The 18,984-nt window shown below is 45.5% G+C and carries 19 protein-coding genes and 1 pseudogene; 8 read left to right on the top strand and 12 right to left on the bottom strand.

From position 1 onward, the window contains the following. Window positions 1–651: 651 nt before the first annotated feature. Genes V8Z93_RS13945 through V8Z93_RS13935 form a run of 3 tightly spaced genes read left to right on the top strand, consistent with a single transcriptional unit; the run spans window position 652 to window position 1,594 of the window. Window positions 652–900: a DUF3791 domain-containing protein gene (locus tag V8Z93_RS13945; protein WP_203039711.1), complete on the top strand. Its 249-nt coding sequence runs from the start codon at window positions 652–654 to the stop codon at window positions 898–900. Then, window positions 900–1,385: a DUF3990 domain-containing protein gene (locus tag V8Z93_RS13940; protein ID WP_439431880.1), complete on the top strand. Its 486-nt coding sequence runs from the start codon at window positions 900–902 to the stop codon at window positions 1,383–1,385. The genes V8Z93_RS13945 and V8Z93_RS13940 overlap by 1 nt, the downstream gene beginning before the upstream one ends. Before the next feature lie 2 nt (window positions 1,386–1,387). After that, complete coding sequence (locus tag V8Z93_RS13935) at window positions 1,388–1,594, top strand: DUF3791 domain-containing protein (protein ID WP_203039707.1); 207 nt, start codon at window positions 1,388–1,390, stop codon at window positions 1,592–1,594. 272 nt (window positions 1,595–1,866) lie between these two features. Here V8Z93_RS13935 and V8Z93_RS13930 read toward each other — a convergent pair. The 7 genes and pseudogenes from V8Z93_RS13930 to V8Z93_RS13900 all read right to left on the bottom strand — a co-directional run. Then, window positions 1,867–2,073, bottom strand: a pseudogene (locus V8Z93_RS13930) (IS66 family transposase); the annotation flags it as partial. 250 nt (window positions 2,074–2,323) lie between these two features. After that, complete coding sequence (locus V8Z93_RS13925) at window positions 2,324–3,349, bottom strand: IS110 family transposase (RefSeq protein ID WP_217763492.1); 1,026 nt, start codon at window positions 3,347–3,349, stop codon at window positions 2,324–2,326. A 289-nt stretch (window positions 3,350–3,638) separates the two neighbouring features. Next, window positions 3,639–4,664, bottom strand: a complete 1,026-nt coding sequence (locus tag V8Z93_RS13920; RefSeq protein WP_203041275.1) for an IS110 family transposase — start codon at window positions 4,662–4,664, stop codon at window positions 3,639–3,641. Window positions 4,665–4,775: 111 nt separating this feature from the next. After that, on the bottom strand, window positions 4,776–6,113 hold the full coding sequence (locus tag V8Z93_RS13915) for an IS66 family transposase (RefSeq protein ID WP_439431879.1): 1,338 nt from the start codon (window positions 6,111–6,113) through the stop codon (window positions 4,776–4,778). A gap of 182 nt (window positions 6,114–6,295) precedes the next feature. Then, window positions 6,296–6,643, bottom strand: coding sequence for an IS66 family insertion sequence element accessory protein TnpB (gene tnpB / locus V8Z93_RS13910; protein WP_118155425.1), 348 nt, complete (start codon window positions 6,641–6,643; stop codon window positions 6,296–6,298). Next, window positions 6,631–7,041: a hypothetical protein gene (locus V8Z93_RS13905; protein WP_118155427.1), complete on the bottom strand. Its 411-nt coding sequence runs from the start codon at window positions 7,039–7,041 to the stop codon at window positions 6,631–6,633. The genes tnpB and V8Z93_RS13905 overlap by 13 nt, the downstream gene beginning before the upstream one ends. A gap of 119 nt (window positions 7,042–7,160) precedes the next feature. Beyond that, a complete protein-coding gene (locus V8Z93_RS13900; protein WP_439431878.1) occupies window positions 7,161–7,940 on the bottom strand; it encodes a VapE domain-containing protein in 780 nt (259 codons plus the stop codon). 202 nt (window positions 7,941–8,142) lie between these two features. On the opposite strand from V8Z93_RS13900, the gene V8Z93_RS13895 reads away from it, so the two are divergent. Beyond that, entirely contained in the window at window positions 8,143–8,277 is a 135-nt protein-coding gene (locus tag V8Z93_RS13895; RefSeq protein ID WP_439431877.1) for a hypothetical protein, read from the top strand. Window positions 8,278–8,763: 486 nt separating this feature from the next. Here V8Z93_RS13895 and V8Z93_RS13890 read toward each other — a convergent pair whose 3' ends face one another. Continuing rightward, the gene (locus V8Z93_RS13890; protein ID WP_439431876.1) at window positions 8,764–9,210 is read right to left on the bottom strand and encodes a DUF6078 family protein; all 447 of its coding nucleotides are present in this window, start codon (window positions 9,208–9,210) and stop codon (window positions 8,764–8,766) included. 210 nt (window positions 9,211–9,420) lie between these two features. Between V8Z93_RS13890 and V8Z93_RS13885 the strand changes: the two genes are divergently transcribed. Together V8Z93_RS13885 and V8Z93_RS13880 are read left to right on the top strand one after the other, a co-directional pair. Continuing rightward, window positions 9,421–10,038 carry an HAD family hydrolase gene (locus tag V8Z93_RS13885; protein WP_439431875.1) on the top strand — a complete coding sequence of 206 codons (618 nt, stop codon included), beginning with the start codon at window positions 9,421–9,423 and terminating at the stop codon, window positions 10,036–10,038. Between the two features lie 24 nt (window positions 10,039–10,062). Next, window positions 10,063–10,230 (top strand): DUF418 domain-containing protein, encoded by a 168-nt coding sequence (locus V8Z93_RS13880; RefSeq protein ID WP_238405748.1) that lies wholly within the window; start codon window positions 10,063–10,065, stop codon window positions 10,228–10,230. A gap of 85 nt (window positions 10,231–10,315) precedes the next feature. Here V8Z93_RS13880 and V8Z93_RS13875 read toward each other — a convergent pair whose 3' ends face one another. The 4 genes from V8Z93_RS13875 to V8Z93_RS13860 form a co-directional block, all read right to left on the bottom strand. Further along, on the bottom strand, window positions 10,316–11,770 hold the full coding sequence (locus tag V8Z93_RS13875; protein WP_439431874.1) for a rhamnogalacturonidase: 1,455 nt from the start codon (window positions 11,768–11,770) through the stop codon (window positions 10,316–10,318). A gap of 384 nt (window positions 11,771–12,154) precedes the next feature. After that, window positions 12,155–14,146: a glucosamine-6-phosphate deaminase gene (locus V8Z93_RS13870; RefSeq protein ID WP_299332001.1), complete on the bottom strand. Its 1,992-nt coding sequence runs from the start codon at window positions 14,144–14,146 to the stop codon at window positions 12,155–12,157. 86 nt (window positions 14,147–14,232) lie between these two features. Beyond that, window positions 14,233–15,024, bottom strand: coding sequence for a glucosamine-6-phosphate deaminase (gene nagB / locus V8Z93_RS13865; RefSeq protein ID WP_203039691.1), 792 nt, complete (start codon window positions 15,022–15,024; stop codon window positions 14,233–14,235). Between the two features lie 106 nt (window positions 15,025–15,130). Continuing rightward, a complete protein-coding gene (locus V8Z93_RS13860; protein WP_439431873.1) occupies window positions 15,131–16,330 on the bottom strand; it encodes an ROK family transcriptional regulator in 1,200 nt (399 codons plus the stop codon). A gap of 404 nt (window positions 16,331–16,734) precedes the next feature. On the opposite strand from V8Z93_RS13860, the gene V8Z93_RS13855 reads away from it, so the two are divergent. Both V8Z93_RS13855 and V8Z93_RS13850 read left to right on the top strand, forming a co-directional pair. Beyond that, entirely contained in the window at window positions 16,735–17,967 is a 1,233-nt protein-coding gene (locus V8Z93_RS13855; RefSeq protein ID WP_439431872.1) for an MFS transporter, read from the top strand. An 88-nt stretch (window positions 17,968–18,055) separates the two neighbouring features. Continuing rightward, window positions 18,056–18,973 (top strand): dihydrodipicolinate synthase family protein, encoded by a 918-nt coding sequence (locus V8Z93_RS13850; protein WP_439431871.1) that lies wholly within the window; start codon window positions 18,056–18,058, stop codon window positions 18,971–18,973. Window positions 18,974–18,984 lie beyond the last annotated feature (11 nt).

Below are 18,984 nucleotides of genomic sequence, written 5' to 3'. Positions count from 1 at the left end.
TGGAGTTTGATGTAAAGTAAGGCTATTATATTTCGTACCGGAGTGGTTGTTCGGAATTTCCGAACAACCACTCCGAATTACAAGAGTAGATGTAGATAATGTGAATTCAACAAGCGAAACTTAAATCTTAGTATTGTTTGCAGTGATAGTATGGTATCGGTACGGCGCTATCGTCAAGTATCTTCGCCTACTACTTCAATGCTAACGATTTCTACCTTAATTTCATGTTCGGGCTTGTTCGATTCTTCGTTGTTGTTTGCAGTGTCTGATATGCTGTTGTTGTTCTGATAATCATTTTCCATAACGCTTAGTTTGAATGTTTACGCCACAAAGATACTAAAAATATTGATTACTTCGTTTTTTATACGAAGAAATTTTAGCAAAAGAAATAAAACTTAACGTTAAATGGACTTTGTAAGAAAAAAGTGGTTTGTCGGAATTTCCGACAGACCACTCAACATGGTACCTTAGAGGGGAAAACGCAGAGCCTCCAATCTGCTTCGCAAAAAGTGCAGAAATTGAGTGAGATTCAGGAATGTTTAGCAAAGAAATTGGCAAAATCAGTCTATTTTTCTTTATTTAACTCCGAAATTGAGTGGAATATCAGAGAAAATCTTTAAATTTGCATTTAAATACAATATTTTGCAAAGAATGGAAGATAGAGAACTATTACAGAAAAGTGCTCCAGAGTTCGAACGCCTCGCCTTTACGGTGTTGGCCATCGAGGCTTCGGCACAAAAAATGGGTATATCGCCGTCTGAAATGAGAAAGCGATTGGATAAGGTGGGGCTAATCAAGAGTCTCATTCAAGATTGCTATGACACTCTACATACCGAGAGCCGAGAAGCTGTAGCAAATGATGTGGTCGAAGCTCTTAAAAATTGGGAAAGAAAAGAATAATGGAAAAGCAAATATTATATCATGGTTCAAATGTCATTGTTGAGCATCCTTTAGTAAGCATTGGCAGAAAGGACTTGGATTTTGGTCCAGGCTTCTATCTCACGCCTTTATTTGAACAAGCCTCCAAATGGGCTGTCCGTATCAAGACCATCAGACGAACCGGGCAAGCTATAGTGAACACCTATGAGTTCGCTCTACCACAAGACAGCAAGGTAAAACGATTTGGTGCTTACGATAAGGAATGGCTTGACTTCATTGTTGACAGCAGAAGAGGAAAGCAGCCTTGGAGTGGGTATGACATCATTGAAGGAGGAGTGGCTGACGATCGTGTAATTGATGCAGTAGAAGCCTATATCAATGGCTATGCAGATGTTGAGCATACTCTTCGCCAGTTGGTTTATCACAAGCCCAACTATCAGATTTGCATATTAAGCCAAGAGATAGTAGATAAGTATTTGCAATTCAAATCATATGAAAGGATATAATTATGTTGGACTTTTTATTATGGAACAAAATCGCTCGTGTCATAAAGCAGTTAGCCGACACGCTGCATATATCAACCGACAGAGCATTACAGATATTCTATGACTCTGATGTTTGCCGTATGTTACATGACAAAGAACTTGGCTTGCATTTAATGAGTGATACATATATTGTAAATGACTTGATAGAAGAGCTAAGGAATAAGCAATAGCAAAACAATTGTTGTGGTGTCATAGTTCCTATAAGACAAAAAACGCCATAGCCTTGTTGCGTGGTAACTACTATAAATAATTCCCTCTTTTTTATTACCACTATTACCACGCACAATCTAACTACCTGATAATAAGAATGATAAGGCGTGGTAATAAGCGGATTTTTATTACCACCTGTTACCACTATTACCACGCCTTGCCGGTAAGCGTCTCCGCGTTTATACCTTGCATAATTCAAAAAAAGCAGTAACAGCTGATTAAACTAATGCTGTTACTGCTTTTTCCATCGGTCAGGAAGTAAGTCTCTATATTTTTCCAATGGGGTATTGGGTTGCCATTCTGCAGTCTTTTCTATTACGTCGCATATGTATTCAAACAGATTAATGCCATTCAGCCTGCATGAGATGGCGATGGAATATAGGATAGCCGCCCGGCTTGCTCCTTCGTGCGAACCAAAGAACATTGAGTTTCTTCTTGATTCCTAAGACATAGCCAAATTTTTGAGCAGCTTTTTGTGTTAATAAATACAAAAGAGGCGCTTTGGAACATACAGGCACTACAATACCCGTAGCAGAAGTGGTCAAAATTGACTTTTCTGTTACAAAACAACACGGAACTCGTTCTTTTAATAGCGTATGGCTAGATTCCTAATTAGTTATCCGTGTTTGTGTCTTTACAAGACTCTAAATGGCAGTAGCACAGACTGCTATAGTTCACTTGTTTCGGACTTATGATATTGCAAGTTTCTCATTGCTGCTCTTTGAATCCAACGGTTCCCATTTTCTGTTCTGCTTGCCTATGGCGAACATTCTGAGAACGAGTTTGAACTTAACGGCATTCAATGCCTTGCGTTTGGTGTCTGAATCTTGCTTACCTCCTAATTTACGGTTATAGAATGATTGTAACTCTGCATCATATTGTACAGCAACTGTGGCCGCCATGGATAGATCAGCTTTCGCCTGACCATCACAGCGTGCTGAAGGTCGGGGACGCCATCTCACACTGGTGCCTGAAGTGTGAGAGTGCGGTGCAACGCCGACATAACTGGCATATTGCCTTGCTGTTTCAAAAGCGGTAAAGTTTCGAGTAATGACAATGGCATTTATGGCATTGACGAAGCCAATTCCCGGTATTGTCAGAAGATTCTTGTAAGTAGTCAAAAGGCTATCGTCTGTAGCCAGCAACTTCTGCTCTTCCAACTCGATGTTTTCAATGTCATGACCGAGTTTTCTGATGTAGCCATCATATAACTGGGCATCTTCCTTTGTGGAGCACAGCTGTCTTCTGTTCATAAAGCAGGTACGCTGTTCCACCAGGAACTTACGCTCATTCATCAGTGTCTTGAGTCTCTGCATGGTTTTGTCAGGCATTTTATAAGGCTTGACACATTCGGTACCATTATAGCGATAAAGAAAGTCTGCAATCTTGGCAGAGTCAATCTTGTCACTCTTGTCCTTGGACCCCATGGGATAGTGCTTTACCACATGGGTGGAGAGCATGCAGAACTGATAGTTCCTGGCATAAAGAAACTTCTCCAGCTCCATGGAATAGCTGCCGGTGAACTCCATTCCGAAGAGACAGTTCGAGAGAACCACATGATTCTTCTTGAGCCATGTGCACATTTCGCCAAATCCCTTGCGGGAATTGTTGAATACAGCGTGAGGAAAGTCCTTAATTGGGGTTCCTTCACAGAAAATTGATGCGTCAATGACATTTTTTGAGATGTCGATGCCGATAAATGATTTATTTTTCATACCTTTGTACCGCATTTTGCAGGAAGGAGCTCTCTATGTCAGGGTAAGCCACATCTTTTACAAGCTGGCGCACAGCTAAATCCCTAAACGGCACTTGACCTGGCATTTCAGGCAGGGGAGACTAGATCAGGGAAAGGTCTTTGCCTACGGCAAAATAGTTCACTACCCCCGTCCGGAGTTCCTTCCTTTTCAGATGCTCCGGCAAAGGTAGTGGAAAAAACGCAGACAAAAGATTTAATCGTGAGATTGTTATGATCTAAGCCGGGGGATAGTTCACTTTTGCTGCATTTTAGTTCTTGTATGCATCTGTCTCCACATATGGTGTTCCACGCTTTATCACGGCAAACATACGAAGGACTAGCTTGAACTTGACGGCATTGAGCACGATGCCACCGCATTTTTCCTTTCTCTTGCGTATCCAATAGTCTCTTATTGAAGGATTGTTCCTTATGGCGGAAAGGACAGCTATGGATAAGTCTGCCTTGGCTTCAGAAAAGCCTTTCTTGGAAACGGTCGTTCTCTTTCTTACAGAGGTTCCTGACTCCTTTTTGAATGGAGCAATTCCTATGTAACAGGCATATTTGCGAGGATTGCTGATAGCAGTGAAGTTTTCCGTCAACACAATGGTTTCCAACGCAATGATACGCCCAATGCCGGGAATGGAGGTCAGCAGATCGTAATTCTTGCTGATGCTTGCGTCTTCATTTATATAGCTGTCAATCTCCCTGTCTATTGCTTTCTGGTTTTCCTTCATGCTCTTCAACAGGAGTTTCTTGCGTTCAACGGATAAGTCGGTGTCGTATGCGCAGATATCATGAAGCTGCTGCTTATAGAGAGTTGACTGCTTGGTGTTCTGCTTACGCTCTGCCAGCAATCTCTTCAACTTGAAATAGACAGGTGAGGGAAGCTTGGAGGGATTGCGAAGAATCTTCTTGTGGTTCTGCTCACAATAGATTGCTATTCTGAAAGCATCCAGTTCGTCAGTCTTGATACGGTCAAGAGAGCGCTGGTCATCATCCAGATCAGGTTCGAAGCGATGCATTTTTCGAGGTTCCACCATACCATAGATATATTCTTTGGATTCCAGCCATAATCTGAAGTTTTGGTTATAGAGTCCCGTATATTCCATACAGAACAGAAAGGTATCAAAGTCTTTTCCTACCTTTGCGACCCAGGAGCCAATCTTTTTGAATCCTGCATCATCATTGCTCACCTGAATATGGGCATTCTTCCAATCGATGGTTTCACCATCATAATAAGCAAGGTCAAGTGTCTTCTTGGAGACATCTACGCCAAAATACAGTTCTTTATCCATATTATTAACATTTTAATATTAAATGGAAACAAGAAAACATTTGGCTTGGCGAAGGACTGAATCAAAAAATAGTGATATTCTAGAGTGACATACAGTTCACCTTAACACCCGTTAACCAATTCGTTTAAACTTGTTTCCAGGTGCAAAGGTAAAAGATAGTGATATGTACCTCTGGATTCTCTCAATATAGTTGTTATCGAGAGCCGTATCACCTCTTTTGAAGATGTCACAAATGGCATTATATTCATTAAGGGCATAGCCGACCGCCTGCGCCAAGGTAGACTTGGGCAGTAAATCCTTCCTGGAAGATATTTCCTCCAGTTTCTCCAATAAATCCTGCAAAATGTCCGGTGCATATGACTGCCGATAGGCTAGATGGTCTTCAACGGTCCATCCATTTACCCCAACCTTATGTTTTTTGTCTTCTCGATAAAATCTGTTGATGATATCTACGACTTTCTGAGCATCCTTGTCCTCCTTGCCGCAGTCGATGAAGTCTCTCTTGACATGCTGTAGGCAGGCGATTCTCATAATGTCAGGATAAGCATCCGACTCCAGTTTCCGGTAAGGAGCATACGCATCACTCTGTATGGTACCTTTATAATCTGAGAATACGTTAAGTATGACTTGCTCAGAGCGTGAACCATCCTCATATACGAAGAAGACAAGTCCCAGTTTAGGCGCACTTACAGCCCAGAGGTAGCCTTTTTTTGACCCCTTGTCCGTAGGCTTTGTCTTGGCTAACAGTACTTTATGGTATGTCTCGTCTGCCGAGACATAATCCTGCTGCAACACTACTTGGCAGATAGCCTTATAGAAGTTTTCCAGTACATCGGCACTTCTGGCAATCAGTTTGTTTGCCGTGGCTTTCCTTAACGTAAACCCATTGTCGGCAAAGTATTTGATGATTCGCTCTACCGGCATGGAATAGATGTATCGCATCTGCAGGAGTCCTGCTGCAAAGGAAGGTGAATAGGAAGAATTCAACAACAGAGCCGGCGGAGTTTTCCCCGGATACATGATACTTCCATCAGTATAAGTGTTGATGTGATACACGGTCTTGATGAATTTGATGGGTTCCATGCTGTAACGTATACAGGTACGAGTTCCGAAGAGACGCAACGTCTTCAAAAGCTCTGCATCCATGACTGGATCTATCGTAACATGCACCTCTTTCATCTCGTAATGCATGTCACGCTTGGCACCGTTGTTTTTGCGTGCCTTTCTCTTTTCGGCCTGCTCTGTTTTCTTCTTGTCAAATTCCTCCTGGGTCATCGAGGCTTGTGGATTCTTTTCCTGACGTTCGGACTTCTTGCCTGAAACGAGCTTGCCGAGTGCCTTGTTCTGACGATTCGCTTTGTCAATGGCGATTCCTTTCTGGACGAGTAGTTCTTCTAATGACTTTATACGTTCAATGAGTTCGTTGACCTGTAGAGTCAGCGAACTCACTGTAGTATTAGCTTGCTGAAGTTGTTCGTTGGCAAGCTGAAGTTGTTCCTTCAAAAGTACTATAATTTCGTCCTTTGTCATAGTGCAAAGGTACGAAAAAATATCGAGATATGCAAGTATTCTTATATATTATTTTTAGTTATTTTATTAATGTACAATATGTTAGGATTTTCCTACCGCTACTATAGATTGAGTCTCTTTCTATATTTCATGCTTTTTAGGCAAATTCCGCTCATGATGGCCGATAGTGTCCTGTACGGCATTTTGCATTGTTTGTTCTTGGGGTCAAAGAATGGCAATTCAAAGGTTCCTCGCTCCAGTCGCTTCTGGTACAGCAAGAAACCATCGCCATCCCATTTGAGCAATTTTACCTGCTGGCGGTTCTTGGAGAAGAAGATGAATACCGCACCACCAAGTGGCGGAAGTTCCATCTCGGTTCTCACTATCTGATACAAGCCATTTATGCCCATGTTCATTCGGACATATCGCTGGCAGACGTAATACTGGGTATTTTCGTTTAGTCCAAACATAGCATATCCTCCTTTTCGTAAAGTTTCATCAGATGCATGACAGATTTGACGCTACCTTTCTTGATGGTGACTATCGTTCCATTTGGGAAGGTTAGGGTTATGCCAAAAAGATAGTTCTCTGGACAGACGGGTTCGGATGGCATTTCCATGGGAAGGAACATCATCCCAGTGTCCTTGGCTATTGCCTCGGAACATTCCTTACGGGCTTCGGCCTGAAGCAGACGAATCTGCTGTTTGGCTAACCTAACGGAATAACCTTTCTCTGACATCCATCTATGCATCGAGCGATGGTTTACATGCCGTTCCTTTAAAAAAGGAATCAAACTGGCTTTTGGATTATGATTCAAATGAATCTGGAAGGCATTCCATGCCCTCTCATAACGTTCTGTTGCTCTCATAATTTCGTTGCTTTTAAAATTATGGTGCAAAGGTAAGAACTTTTACGATAAAGGGCAAGGTATAAATGCGGAGCCGCTTACGCCTTGCCAATCGTCTTTACGCTTTCTATAAAAGAAAACTATTTTCTAACTACCTGATACTCAGTACCAAATCTCGTTTTCTTGCTCTCCAGTCCCTCGATATTCTGAAGCTCTCTGCCCAATCTCTGTAGACTCGAAACCTGCAGGGAGGAACCGAATTTCTGCTTCAAAATGTCGAAAATGGCGGCTGCCATCATGTATTCTCCCTTTTCTGGGTCATTTGTTGGCTCAAAAACCTCCAGAAAACATTGTTTTATTGGCGAAATCTGCTCAAATTGCCTGTTGTATTGCATGATGATGGCAGTTTCCTGGGCATCGAAATAGGATTTTTCTCCCTGCTCCAGGGCTTGCATCGCCTGCGCATAAAGCTGCTCATAGTTCAATCTGCCACTCACATCGATAGGACCCGTCAGCTCCACACCCAGGAAACGGCGGTTGCCGGATGGGTCGGCAAGAATATCCGTCATGTTGCTCGTGGCTATGAAGGAGGCTAGGCGAGGGAACTCTTCTACATGACTACCATACGGGGGCTTGATTTTCACCGTGGGCAGTTGTAGCAGATTCTTCAGAAAACCCTGTTGTATCTGGGGCGAAATCTGATTGAACTCATCCAGGTTGATGAGCAGAAACTGTACCATGCCCTGCAACACCTGGCGCTTCTCCGAAAGAAGCATGTTGTCGGTGAAACCCCACGACAGTTCGCCCGGTATCAGACGGCGACAGAAGGTGCTCTTGTTGTAGCCCTGCTTGGAAATGAGCAGCGGCATCGTGCTGTTGCCGTATTGGCGGCGATAGGAACCTCGCCACTGATCTACCATGCCCAGAAACCAGGTGTAGAACCAGTCTTCCCAATGCGGATTTCGGGTAGGAACGGTGCGGGCGAGGGCACGGATATTCCGTGTATTTCATCACGGCATTATAGCGAAACTGGTATCTGCTTTGCAGAAAATTCTTCATCTGTAGAATATCAGCTCTGCCTTTTCTTCCCGATGAGGCTTTCTCGGTTTTCCGGTCCTTGGAATGGGTGGCGTAGGCACTGCCCACAATCTGACGGAACTCTTCCTCGGTGGCATCATTCCAGTTGTTTCTTCGGATATGGATGAATGCCTCCTCTTCGCTCATGCCCATGCGGCAGAGCTTGGCGGCAACGGCTGAAAGGAAGGCGAAAAACTGGTCGTTCTCATTAGCCCACTTCATGTTGGCTTCTGTCATTTCTGCCTGCGTCTCCTGGACAGCCTTACTGTAAAGAAACTCGTTGTCCTGGAATGCCTTCAGGTCATCCACTCGCTTGGGTGCGGCTGCTGATAGTTGGCAGTTTCTGGCGATGCGTTCCCAAAAACGGTCAATGCTTTTCAGGCTAACCATCAGTTGGTTCTGCCTGTTGATTCTAGTGATGGTAAACTTCATATTCAAGCTAATTATATGATATAACGATATTTAGAATAGCTTATGACGTATATGTTAAGCTGTAAATGACGTTCTGAACGGTGCTTCCAGGCATCGAGGAATGTTACCCGAGGCGTTGCCCAACTTTGCCCGAGGCTTTGGGCACTTGTACCCGGAATATCCGGTTAATAGTACCCGTGTTCTCGGGTATGAGTGCTCATGTTCTCGGGCACGAATCCTCATGTACGCGGGTGCTTAGTAGTTAACCTCTTCCGTATACTTATCGAATTTCAGGTTGGCGTATCCACGTGCCTTGCACCAGTTCAGCACATACTGCTGCTGTTCTGGCAAGAGGCCCGTCTGTCCTAACTTATATCTGTAATATGAAGTGTTGCTTCCGAAGTAGGAAGTCATGTGGTCTCTGAAACTACCTCCGTCTTTGCGCTTCAGTTCGTCGAGAATATTCTCAAAACCGTATGCCATTTTCATCAGTCGTAGTTGCAGGAAGTGTTCGCACTTATCGTCGTGATAAGCATCGGGAAAGACGGCGTAGCCGATGGTGTGCTCCGGATCTTTGTAGGTCACGGATAGATAGCGTGCGCATTGCTGGGCTAGGGGACATTGCTGGTTGAAGCAATAGGTCCATGTGCTGTGACTTTCGCCATTGGCGAAATAGAGTCTTACTAAATCTGCTTGTGTCATAGTCTCATTATGTTTAAAGTTTAAGTGTGGTTTCACAGGAGTCATGAGCTTCTAGGTGGAATCGGCAAGAACTTTTCTTGCTGGTTGCAAAGATACAAAAAAATGGGTCTGAATGCAAGCTTTTTCTCATTTTATTTGCTTAAATGATTTTTTTTCCGTACTTTTGCCCTAGGCAGAAGAAAGTTCTGTTAATATATAAATATTTAGATTATGCAATACAAGAATATTATATTCGATTTAGGTAATGTCTTGGTGAAGCTCAATCCGGAAGGATGCATCGGGGCTTTCAAGGCGATAGGAATGGGGGAGTTGGTTGATTCAAATCCTCAGAGTGAGGGGATGAAGCTGATGAGCAAGCTGGGTGTGGGAATGATGACCACCGAAGCGTTCTGCGATGCAGCCCGTAAGTTGACTGGAGCTGATGTGACGAATGAAGAGATCATCGATGCAGCGAACAAGATGCTGGTGGAGATTCCTGATGAGAAAAAGAAGCGACTCCTGCAGTTGAAGAAGGCTGGCTATCGCCTCTTTCTCCTGAGCAATACCATTGATGTACATTGGGATTATTGCGTGGAGCATCTCTTTCCTTATCAGAACCATGGGGTAGAGGATTATTTCGAACAGTGCTTTCTCTCTCAGCGAATGCATCTGGCTAAGCCTGATGCCCGCATCTATGAGGAGGTAATCAGGCAGGCGAGCATCCAGCCCGATGAAACCCTCTTCATTGATGATCTGAAGGAAAACTGTGAGGCTGCCGAGAAGCTGGGCATCCATACCTTCCAGAACGTGAAGTTCGATGATTGGCTTGCACTTACCTTTGTACGCTAATAATAACTAACATACAATATCGAAATGAATTTTTATAAGACTTTGGGACTGAAAAACAGCCGTATTGATGTGGCTGATGCCTTGCGAGGATTGGCAGTGGTGCAATGTCTGTTTTCAAATATCTGGCTCAAGTATCATTCCCATGGTCCTTTTGAGGGAATATGGAAGAAGTTGACCTGGATAAAATTTTAAGGCTTCCAAAAATCCCTCGCTTAGTCCAATTGGCTAGGCGAGGGATTTTTATTCATCGATTTTTTCTTTGATTTTATATTTGCCTTTATTTCTTCTTCACTATCAATTTGCTTCCTTTCTGCACATCAGCCTTGATTTGGGTGAAGCGTTCGTTCTTTACATCTTCCAGCATGATGGCAGGGCGATAGTCGGGTTTGATAGTAGTGAAACTTACATTATCTACTTCCAGATTATCCACGTGGCGGGCAAAGAGGCCGAAAGCCGGTGTTTCCTTGGCAAACTTTGGCTCAGGATAGTTGGTGCCTTGCTCTCTGTATTGTCTTTTAGCAAGTTCAGCTGCGCCACCTCCACGATATTGCAGACGGATGTTGCTGAGCGAAATATTGCGAAGAGGCTCGCCTGGCATTCCTGTAATGATGATACCGGCAAGGGAATCCACATCGTTGGCAACCACATTACTGATCATGATGTCGCGACCTGTAGATACGGTAGTGCGCTCCTTAGGGCCTCGGTTGCGGCAACCGGTGGTAATATAGATAGGGTAATGGTGTACATGGTTCATGGTGACGTTGTTTACTACCACATTCTCCATGATGCCCTGGTCAACCTCTTCAAACGCCAGACCGCTGCTATACATGAATGTGCAGTTGCTGAGCGAAATATTCTTATATCCTCCATTCGATTCCGTGCCGAGTTTGAATCTTCCGCATACCCAGTTTACCTTTTCAGGGATATAGGTTCCATCAAGCAGGGTGCCAACCTTGTAGCCCGTAATCACACAGTTGGTAATGGCGATGTGCTCTGTAATCACCGGTTTCTTTAGTGCGTATGAACTTTTGAGAACCAGGGCATCATCGTGAGGTGTGTTGATTTTGCAGTTGCTTACGGTGAGGTATTTGCAGCAGTCGATGTCGAATCCGTCGCGGTTGGTATCAATCACCACATTATCTACGGTACCCAATTCGCATCCTGTAAGTATGATGCCGAAGTGACCGCCCCGGTAGATGGTGACATCACGGATCAGGATGTTGCGGCATTGCTTGAGGGCAATAGCCTTATCGCCCGTACCGATATTTCCACCTTGCAGTTTTCCGCCTTTTTCTGTATCTCTCCTGGTGAGTCCTTCGCCGTCAATCATTCCCCGTCCGGTGATTGACACATCATTGGCACCGATGGCATAGATGAGGCTGTTTTTGAAATAAGAGTGTCCACCATCCTGGTAGGCTGGTCCTATCCATTCTTCTGCCTCATCGTATGCTTTCATCTTAGCTGGTGCGGCAAGGATTTTGGAGCCGGTCATCAGGTGGAGTTCCACATGGCTTTTCAGGCGGATGCTTCCACAGAGATAGGTTCCTGCTGGCAGAACGATACGTCCACCTCCATGTGCCACACAGGTGTCGATAGCGGCATTGATGGCATGATGGTCTAGCGTCTTTCCATCGCCCATAGCTCCGAAGTCTTTTACATTGTAGTCTTTGGCTTGCAAGCCTGTCACTGCCAGTGCTAGAAATAGCAGAAATGTAGATAGTTTCTTGTACATGATTTTTTTATTTTTATGATTTCAATGATTCTTGTTTATGATTTCGATGAATCTGGTTTATGATTTCGATGAATCTGGGTGCAAAATTAAAGAAATCATCTGGAAGAAATGTATGATAATCGTTCAATTTGTACTGCTTATCGTTCATTTCCATCATCACAGCATGCATGGTGCCCACGGTAGCATGCCCATCTTTACATACAAAATAAGGTTATTTCTTTACAAAATTAAAGACGGATCATCGGCTTATGTATGAATGCCCCCTTGCTTCACAGCAAGAGGGCACAAACACCAATTTTTCTCGTACATTTAAATGCTTAAATGAATAGTTGATATAAAAGTTAGAGGATTAAAATCCTTGAATATTTGTCAACTATAAATTGCTTATAGCGGAACATACTCCACGAAAGCCTCCATAGCCTCGTAGCAAGCCAGGCCTAACTCATCATAGAGCTGGGCGGTGCCACGGTTGCGGTCCTCGGCACGCTGCCAGAACAAACGCTCATCGTTGCCCAGGAATGGGGCACTCTCCATCTGTGACTGATGCTTCAGGATAGAGTTACGCTTTGCTCTTAACTCCTCTGGGCTCAATGGAACACACATCTCGATGTTCTCAATCTCCCATTCTGCCCATGCACCACGATACATCCAGATGCGGCAGTCCTTCAGCCACTCTGCGCCAGCCTTCTTCTCCTCGTCGATGGCTGCGAGAACAGCGTCGGTACACTTCTTGTGGGTGCCGTGTGGGTCTGCCAGGTCACCAGCTACATAAATCTGATGAGGCTTCACCTCCTGCAACAAAGCTCTAACAATCTCAACATCCTTCTCTGTCATCGGCAACTTCTCAATCTTACCGCTCTCATAGAATGGCAAGTCGAGGAAGTGAACACGGTTCAGAGGAATCTGGTTGAAGGTACATGCTGTGCGGGCCTCGCCACGACGAATCAAGCCCTTGATGGTCAGGATGTCGCGGGTGTCGAAGTCGCCCTCCTTCTTGTTGGCGAAGAATTCCTTGATCTCCTTATACTTCTTAGAGATAACGCTGTCCTTGGAATCAGCGAAAATCTGGTTGAAGCCGTTGATGAAGTGCATGAATCTTGTTACCTCCTCGTCGCCTACAGCGATGTTACCAGATGTTTCGTAAGCCACGTGAACCTCGTGCTGCTGCTGAACCAATCGGCGGATAGTACCACCCATTGAGATTACATCATCGTCTGGGTGAGGAGAGAAGACAATCACCTTCTTAGGGAATGGCTTCGCACGCTCAGGGCGATAGGTGTCGTCAGCGTTTGGCTTGCCACCAGGCCAGCCTGTGATGGTGTGCTGCAAGTCGTTGAAGATCTTGATGTTGGCATTGTAAGCAGAGCCGTAGAGAGCCAAGAGTTCGCTCAAGCCGTTCTCGTTGTAATCCTTGTTGGTCAACTTCAGGATAGGCTTGTGCAGTTTCTGGCAGAGCCATACCAGTGCCGAACGCACCTGCTTGTCGGTCCACTCGCAGTTGGTTACGAGCCATGGATGCTTGATGCGGGTGAGGTTAGAAGCTGCGCTCAGGTCGAGGATGACGTGTGCATTAGGATGAGTCTGGAGGAAGCTTGCTGGCAATGTGTCAGTGATGTTTCCTTCTACCACCTTCTGCATGATGTCAGCCTTCTCGTCGCCCCAAGCCGTGAGATATACTTTCTTGGCAGAGAGCAGGGTAGCGATACCCATGGTGAGCGAGCAAGGAGGAATCTGCTCCTTGGTGCCGAAGCTGTTCTCCATCTCCTCGCGGGATGTGTTGCCGATGAGGATGAGGCGGGTTATCGACTGGATGCCGGAACCAGGTTCGTTGGCAGCGATGTTACCCATTCTTCCGATGCCCAGCAGAGCCACGTCGAGACCACCGAAGGTCTTGATGCGCTGCTCGTAGAGGCGGCATGTATCCTGCACTGCGTCTTGAGCCACGCTGCCGTCGAGCGTGAAGATATTCTGTGGGTCGATGTCAATATGGTCGAGGAAGCGCTCCTTCAGCTGGTTGATGCTCTTCAGCGAGCTTTCCTTGGCTATAGGATAGTACTCGTAGGCGTTGAAAGCAACCACGTTTCTGAAACTGAGCTGCTTAGCCTCGCATCTTTTCTGCAATTCTTTGTAGATAGGTGTGAGCGAAAGACCTGTGCCCAATGCCATTACATAATACTTACCCTCATGCTGGGCTGCCTTGATTTCCTTCTCTATCTGGTCAGCTACATGAGCTGCACCCTCCATGGAAGAGGCGAAGATGTCGGTGTGAATTTTCTCCATTCTGGAGATTTCTGAATACTCAACGGTAGTCTTTGGCTTGTAGTAAGCCAAAGGCACCTTGTTGAGTACGATCTGTGAACTTAGATTGAGTCTCATTATTCTGGTTTTTTAAAGGTTGTGGGGGTGTTCCTTATAATTCTGTAATTCTATTTTTTACAAGTTGTCCTTATAAATGTTACCATTTACAGGTTGTCCTTCTCGATGTCCTTGAAGTACTTGTAGGTGCTAACCTTCAACTCGTCGGTAGCGCTCTCATCGCAAACGATGATGCCGTGCTGGTGAGTCTGAAGCGCACTGATAGTCCAAGCCTGTGTAACAGGACCCTCGATAGCTGCCTGGAGTGCACGAGCCTTGTTGTGACCGTTGCAGAGAATCATTACCTCTCTGGCTGCCATAACGGTACCTACGCCCACTGTGAGAGCAGTAGCAGGCACAGCGTTCATATCGCCGCCGAAGAAGCGTGAGTTGGCGATACGGGTATCTGTGGTCAGAGTCTTAACTCGTGTACGTGATGTGAGAGAAGAGAAAGGCTCGTTGAAAGCGATGTGGCCGTCAGGACCGATACCGCCGATGAAGAGGTCGATGCCGCCTGCTTCCTCAATCATCTGCTCATAGTGAGCGCACTCTGCCTCGAGATCCTCTGCGTTTCCGTTGAGGATATGGATGTTCTCCTTAGGGCAGTCGATGTGGTCGAAGAGGTTGTGAGCCATGAAAGAATGGTAGCTCTCTGGGTGAGACTCTGGCAAGCCTACATACTCGTCCATGTTGAAGGTGAGTACATGCTTGAATGAAATCTCGCCAGCCTTTACAGCCTTAACGATTTCTGCATACATGCCTACTGGTGATGAACCTGTTGGCAAACCCAATACGAATGGTTTTTCTGCTGTTGGTTGGAAGGCTTTGATGGTCTCCACAACGTGACGAGCTGCCCAGCGGGCCAACTCCTCGTAATTCTTTTCGATGATTACACGCATAGTTGTTTATGTTTTTATTAATAAATAGTTGAAAAGTTTATATTCTATTTCTTTTTCTTTTCTGAAAATCAGCTTCTTTTCTGAGAATCTTTTTCTTTTCTGAAAATCAGTTCCCTTGCAGCATCCTGCTTCTTGCCATGAGGCAGGCTCCTATCAGCCCAGCCTGACCTTTCAGCTGTGATGTCACAATCTGTGAGTCTTCGCTCACCAGATTCAGGGAGTACTTCTTGATACCCATGCAGATAGATTGGGTGAGATAGTCTCCGGTCACCGACAGGTCTCCACCGATGACGAGCATCTTAGGGTTGAAGATGTTGATGATTCCTGCAAGATTGGTTCCCAGTTCCACAGCCATTTTCTGCAAGGCTTCGATGCTGAGCACGTCTTCTTTCCCGATGGCGTCGAGAATGTCCTGCAGGGTGAGCGGCTGGTGCTGCTTCATCACTTTTTCGGTGAGTACCGATGTTTCTCCGTTTTTGAGCAGCTGGTTCATCTTTCTCAGCAGGGCTGAACCGGAAGCTTCGGTTTCCATGCATCCAGTTTTTCCGCAATGGCAGATGATGCCATTATTATAGATGTGCATGTGTCCGATTTCTCCCGAGAAGCCCGATTCTCCCAGATAGAGTCTGCCGTCGATGATGATGCCGATGCCGATACCCCAGCTGATATTGACAAAGATAACGTTCTTCACGCCCTTGCTCACGCCTCTGAGGCTTTCGCCGTAGGTCATGCATCGGGTGTCATTGTCGATGCATACGGATAATCCCAGTTTTTCCGACAGGATTTCTGCCAGTGGCTTCTGCACGCAGGTGAAGTAATTATAGGCGCAGCCTGTGTTAGGATTCACACGTCCGCCGATGCTCAGGCAGGTATTCTTAATCTGTTCCTTGGTGATGCCCGATTTTTCGATAAACTCGTTGGTGAGACTGATGAATTGCTCGAAGCATTCCATGCTGTCCTCGTAGATGAAGTCTATCTTCTGTGGTTCTGTCACCATGTTGCCGCAAAAATCGCAGATGCCGAAGGTTAGATTATCCTTTCCCGTGTCGATTCCCAGGAAGTAGCCCGAAGTAGCAATCAGGTCGTATATCTTGGGTGCTCTTTTCGAATAGTTGTCTTTCTTTCCTGTTACCTGTACCAGGCCGATGTCAATCAGCTCGTTTAGAGTCTTTGTGGTGTATGGCACGCTAACGCCTAGGCTTTTTGAGAGTTCGGCTATGGTCTGCCCGCCATATTCTATAAACTGGTTTAGGATAGCAGTCATAGAGGCCGACCATTTTGTTTGGTTGATGATGTTCTTTAACATAAGCGTTGCCTTAATGAATGATTTAACGGTGCAAAGTTAAATAAATAAATCCATTTTATTAATATTTGCTAGTTAATTAATCTAAATATTTTAAAGAAAGTGCCAATTTAAACATTTTTTGCTCTGATTTCCCCCGAATGTACCCTGGAAAGCGATGGTTGGGATACCCTTAGCCCCAAAAGCGGCTTTCTTTGTGCTATAAATGATGTATCGAGGTGCTCTATATAATATATAATAAGGTATAAGGGGTGAAACTGTCATAATAAATAAATAAACTAATTTATTTAATTATAATAATGAAAATAATTTCTTTAAAATTTGGTTGATATTAAAAATAGTCGTATATTTGCAGCAGAATTTCTAACTAACAATAATTATATAGCAAACTAACAATAACAACAACAATGAGAAATAGAAAGTTTTACCCTTGGTTGGTTGTTGCGCTCCTGTGGGTGGTTGCACTTCTCAACTATATGGATCGCCAGATGCTTTCAACCATGCAGGCAGAAATGAAGGTTGACATCGTGGAATTGCAGCAGGCTGAGGCCTTCGGAGCTTTGATGGCTGTCTTCCTTTGGGTGTATGGAATCGTGAGCCCATTCGCTGGTATCGTGGCTGATAGAATCAGCCGAAAGAAATTGGTGGTGGGCAGTCTCTTCGTCTGGTCTCTGGTTACTTACCTCATGGGTTATGCTTCCAGTTTCAACCAGCTCTACATGCTCAGAGCTTTGATGGGTATCAGTGAGGCACTCTACATCCCTTCTGCTCTCTCGCTCATTGCCGATTGGCATGAAGGCAAATCCCGCTCTCTCGCCATCGGCGTCCACATGACCGGTTTGTATGTGGGGCAGGCCATCGGCGGATTCGGTGCCACAGTGGCTGCAGCCTTCTCTTGGCATACCACTTTCCACTGGTTCGGTATCCTCGGAATCGCTTATTCCGTAGTATTGCTCCTCCTCTTGCATGATAAGGAAAAGGAGACCGTGAGTGTGGCGGCGCAGCAGGTAAAACCTGCGAAGGGCGGACTCTTCCAAGGCTTGTCGGTAGTGCTTTCTACCTGGGCTTTCTGGGTTATCCTTTTCTATTTTGCAGTACCTTCTCTCCCGGGTTGGGCAACCAAGAACTGGCTCCCTACCTTGTTTGCTGAGAATTTGGGCATCCCAATGTCGCAGGCGGGTCCGATGTCAACCATCACCATCGCCGTATCTTCATTGATTGGTGTACTCTTCGGAGGTGTGCTTTCTGACAAGTGGGTACAGAAGAACATCCGTGGCCGTGTCTATACCAGTGCCATCGGTTTGGGTATGACCATTCCTGCGCTCTTCCTCCTCGGCTTCGGCCATAGCCTGATAGCCATCGTAGGTGCAGGCTTGCTCTTCGGTATCGGTTACGGTATATTTGATGCCAACAATATGCCAATCCTCTGCCAGATTATCTCGGCAAAATATAGAGCCACCGCATACGGTATCATGAACATGGTGGGCGTATTTGCCGGAGCCATGGTTACACAGGTGATGGGTAAGTGCTCTGATGGCGGCAACCTGGGCTTTGCCTTCGCCGTACTCGGCATCGTGGTGATAGCAGCACTGACTCTCCAGTTGGTCTGCCTGAAGCCAAAGACAGATAATCTGGAATAAGATAAAGACAGATTTTCTTAAATAAGATAATCTGGAATAAGATAAAGAATTAAGAATCATATAATTAACGTAAAAAATATTTTTGATTATGGAAAAAATCATTGGACTCATTGATGCACCGTTCACTCCTTTTTATGCCAACGGTGATGTGAACTTGGAACCTATCGAGGCTTATGCCAAGATGCTTCAGAAAAACGGTCTGAAGGGCGTGTTCATCAACGGCTCTTCTGGTGAGGGTTACATGCTGACCACCGAGGAGAGAATGCTTCTCGCCGAGAGATGGGTAGCGGTGGCTCCAAAGGATTTCAAGATTATCGTTCATGTGGGCAGCTGCTGCCTCCGTGAAAGCCGTCGTCTTGCTGAGCACGCACAGAAGTTGGGTGTTTGGGGCATCGGTTCAATGGCTCCTCCATTCCCACATATCGGTCGCATCGAGGAACTGGTGAAGTATTGCGAGGAGATTGCTTCTGCAGCTCCGAAGCTTCCTTTCTACTACTACCACATTCCTGCTTTCAACGGTGCTTACCTGCCAATGCTCGACTTGCTGAAGGCTGTGGATGGACGCATTCCTAACTTCGCCGGTATCAAATATACCTTCGAGAGCCTCTACGAGTACAACCAGTGCCGCCTCTACAAGAACGGCAAATACGATATGCTCCATGGTCAGGATGAGACCATCCTCCCTAGCTTGGCTCAGGGCGGTGCACAGGGTGGCATCGGCGGAACAACCAACTACAATGGTAAGGAGCTGGTTGGTATCATCGAGGCTTGGAAGAACGGCGACATCGAGACTGCACGCGAGAAGCAGAACTTCGCTCAGGAGGTCATCAATGTCATCTGCCACTACCGTGGTAACATCGTGGGCGGCAAGCGCATCATGAAGCTGATGGGCTTCGACCTGGGTCCTAACCGCACTCCATTCCGCAACATGACCGATGAGGAAGAGCAGGCAATGAAGAAAGAGTTGGAGGCTATCCACTTCTTCGACCGTTGCAACCAGTTTTAAAAATCAAGATT

Source organism: Segatella copri, from assembly GCF_051861805.1.
In the GTDB taxonomy this organism is placed as follows: domain Bacteria; phylum Bacteroidota; class Bacteroidia; order Bacteroidales; family Bacteroidaceae; genus Prevotella; species Prevotella copri_M.
The sequence above is the reverse complement of the archived record's forward strand: the minus strand, read 5'-3'. Positions and strand labels throughout refer to the sequence as shown.

What these genes read in the sequence shown, in the direction of transcription:
- V8Z93_RS13860 (WP_439431873.1), bottom strand. Translation starts at nt 16,330, where the DNA reads ATGTTAAAGAACATCATCAACCAAACAAAATGGTCGGCCTCTATGACT.
- V8Z93_RS13850 (WP_439431871.1), top strand. Translation starts at nt 18,056, where the DNA reads ATGGAAAAAATCATTGGACTCATTGATGCACCGTTCACTCCTTTTTAT.
- V8Z93_RS13925 (WP_217763492.1), bottom strand. Translation starts at nt 3,349, where the DNA reads ATGAAAAATAAATCATTTATCGGCATCGACATCTCAAAAAATGTCATT.
- V8Z93_RS13880 (WP_238405748.1), top strand. Translation starts at nt 10,063, where the DNA reads ATGAATTTTTATAAGACTTTGGGACTGAAAAACAGCCGTATTGATGTG.
- V8Z93_RS13945 (WP_203039711.1), top strand. Translation starts at nt 652, where the DNA reads ATGGAAGATAGAGAACTATTACAGAAAAGTGCTCCAGAGTTCGAACGC.
- tnpB (WP_118155425.1), bottom strand. Translation starts at nt 6,643, where the DNA reads ATGTTTGGACTAAACGAAAATACCCAGTATTACGTCTGCCAGCGATAT.
- V8Z93_RS13935 (WP_203039707.1), top strand. Translation starts at nt 1,388, where the DNA reads ATGTTGGACTTTTTATTATGGAACAAAATCGCTCGTGTCATAAAGCAG.
- V8Z93_RS13855 (WP_439431872.1), top strand. Translation starts at nt 16,735, where the DNA reads ATGAGAAATAGAAAGTTTTACCCTTGGTTGGTTGTTGCGCTCCTGTGG.
- V8Z93_RS13870 (WP_299332001.1), bottom strand. Translation starts at nt 14,146, where the DNA reads ATGAGACTCAATCTAAGTTCACAGATCGTACTCAACAAGGTGCCTTTG.
- V8Z93_RS13885 (WP_439431875.1), top strand. Translation starts at nt 9,421, where the DNA reads ATGCAATACAAGAATATTATATTCGATTTAGGTAATGTCTTGGTGAAG.
- V8Z93_RS13905 (WP_118155427.1), bottom strand. Translation starts at nt 7,041, where the DNA reads ATGAGAGCAACAGAACGTTATGAGAGGGCATGGAATGCCTTCCAGATT.
- V8Z93_RS13900 (WP_439431878.1), bottom strand. Translation starts at nt 7,940, where the DNA reads ATGGTAGATCAGTGGCGAGGTTCCTATCGCCGCCAATACGGCAACAGC.
- V8Z93_RS13875 (WP_439431874.1), bottom strand. Translation starts at nt 11,770, where the DNA reads ATGTACAAGAAACTATCTACATTTCTGCTATTTCTAGCACTGGCAGTG.
- nagB (WP_203039691.1), bottom strand. Translation starts at nt 15,024, where the DNA reads ATGCGTGTAATCATCGAAAAGAATTACGAGGAGTTGGCCCGCTGGGCA.
- V8Z93_RS13920 (WP_203041275.1), bottom strand. Translation starts at nt 4,664, where the DNA reads ATGGATAAAGAACTGTATTTTGGCGTAGATGTCTCCAAGAAGACACTT.
- V8Z93_RS13890 (WP_439431876.1), bottom strand. Translation starts at nt 9,210, where the DNA reads ATGACACAAGCAGATTTAGTAAGACTCTATTTCGCCAATGGCGAAAGT.
- V8Z93_RS13895 (WP_439431877.1), top strand. Translation starts at nt 8,143, where the DNA reads ATGGGTGGCGTAGGCACTGCCCACAATCTGACGGAACTCTTCCTCGGT.
- V8Z93_RS13940 (WP_439431880.1), top strand. Translation starts at nt 900, where the DNA reads ATGGAAAAGCAAATATTATATCATGGTTCAAATGTCATTGTTGAGCAT.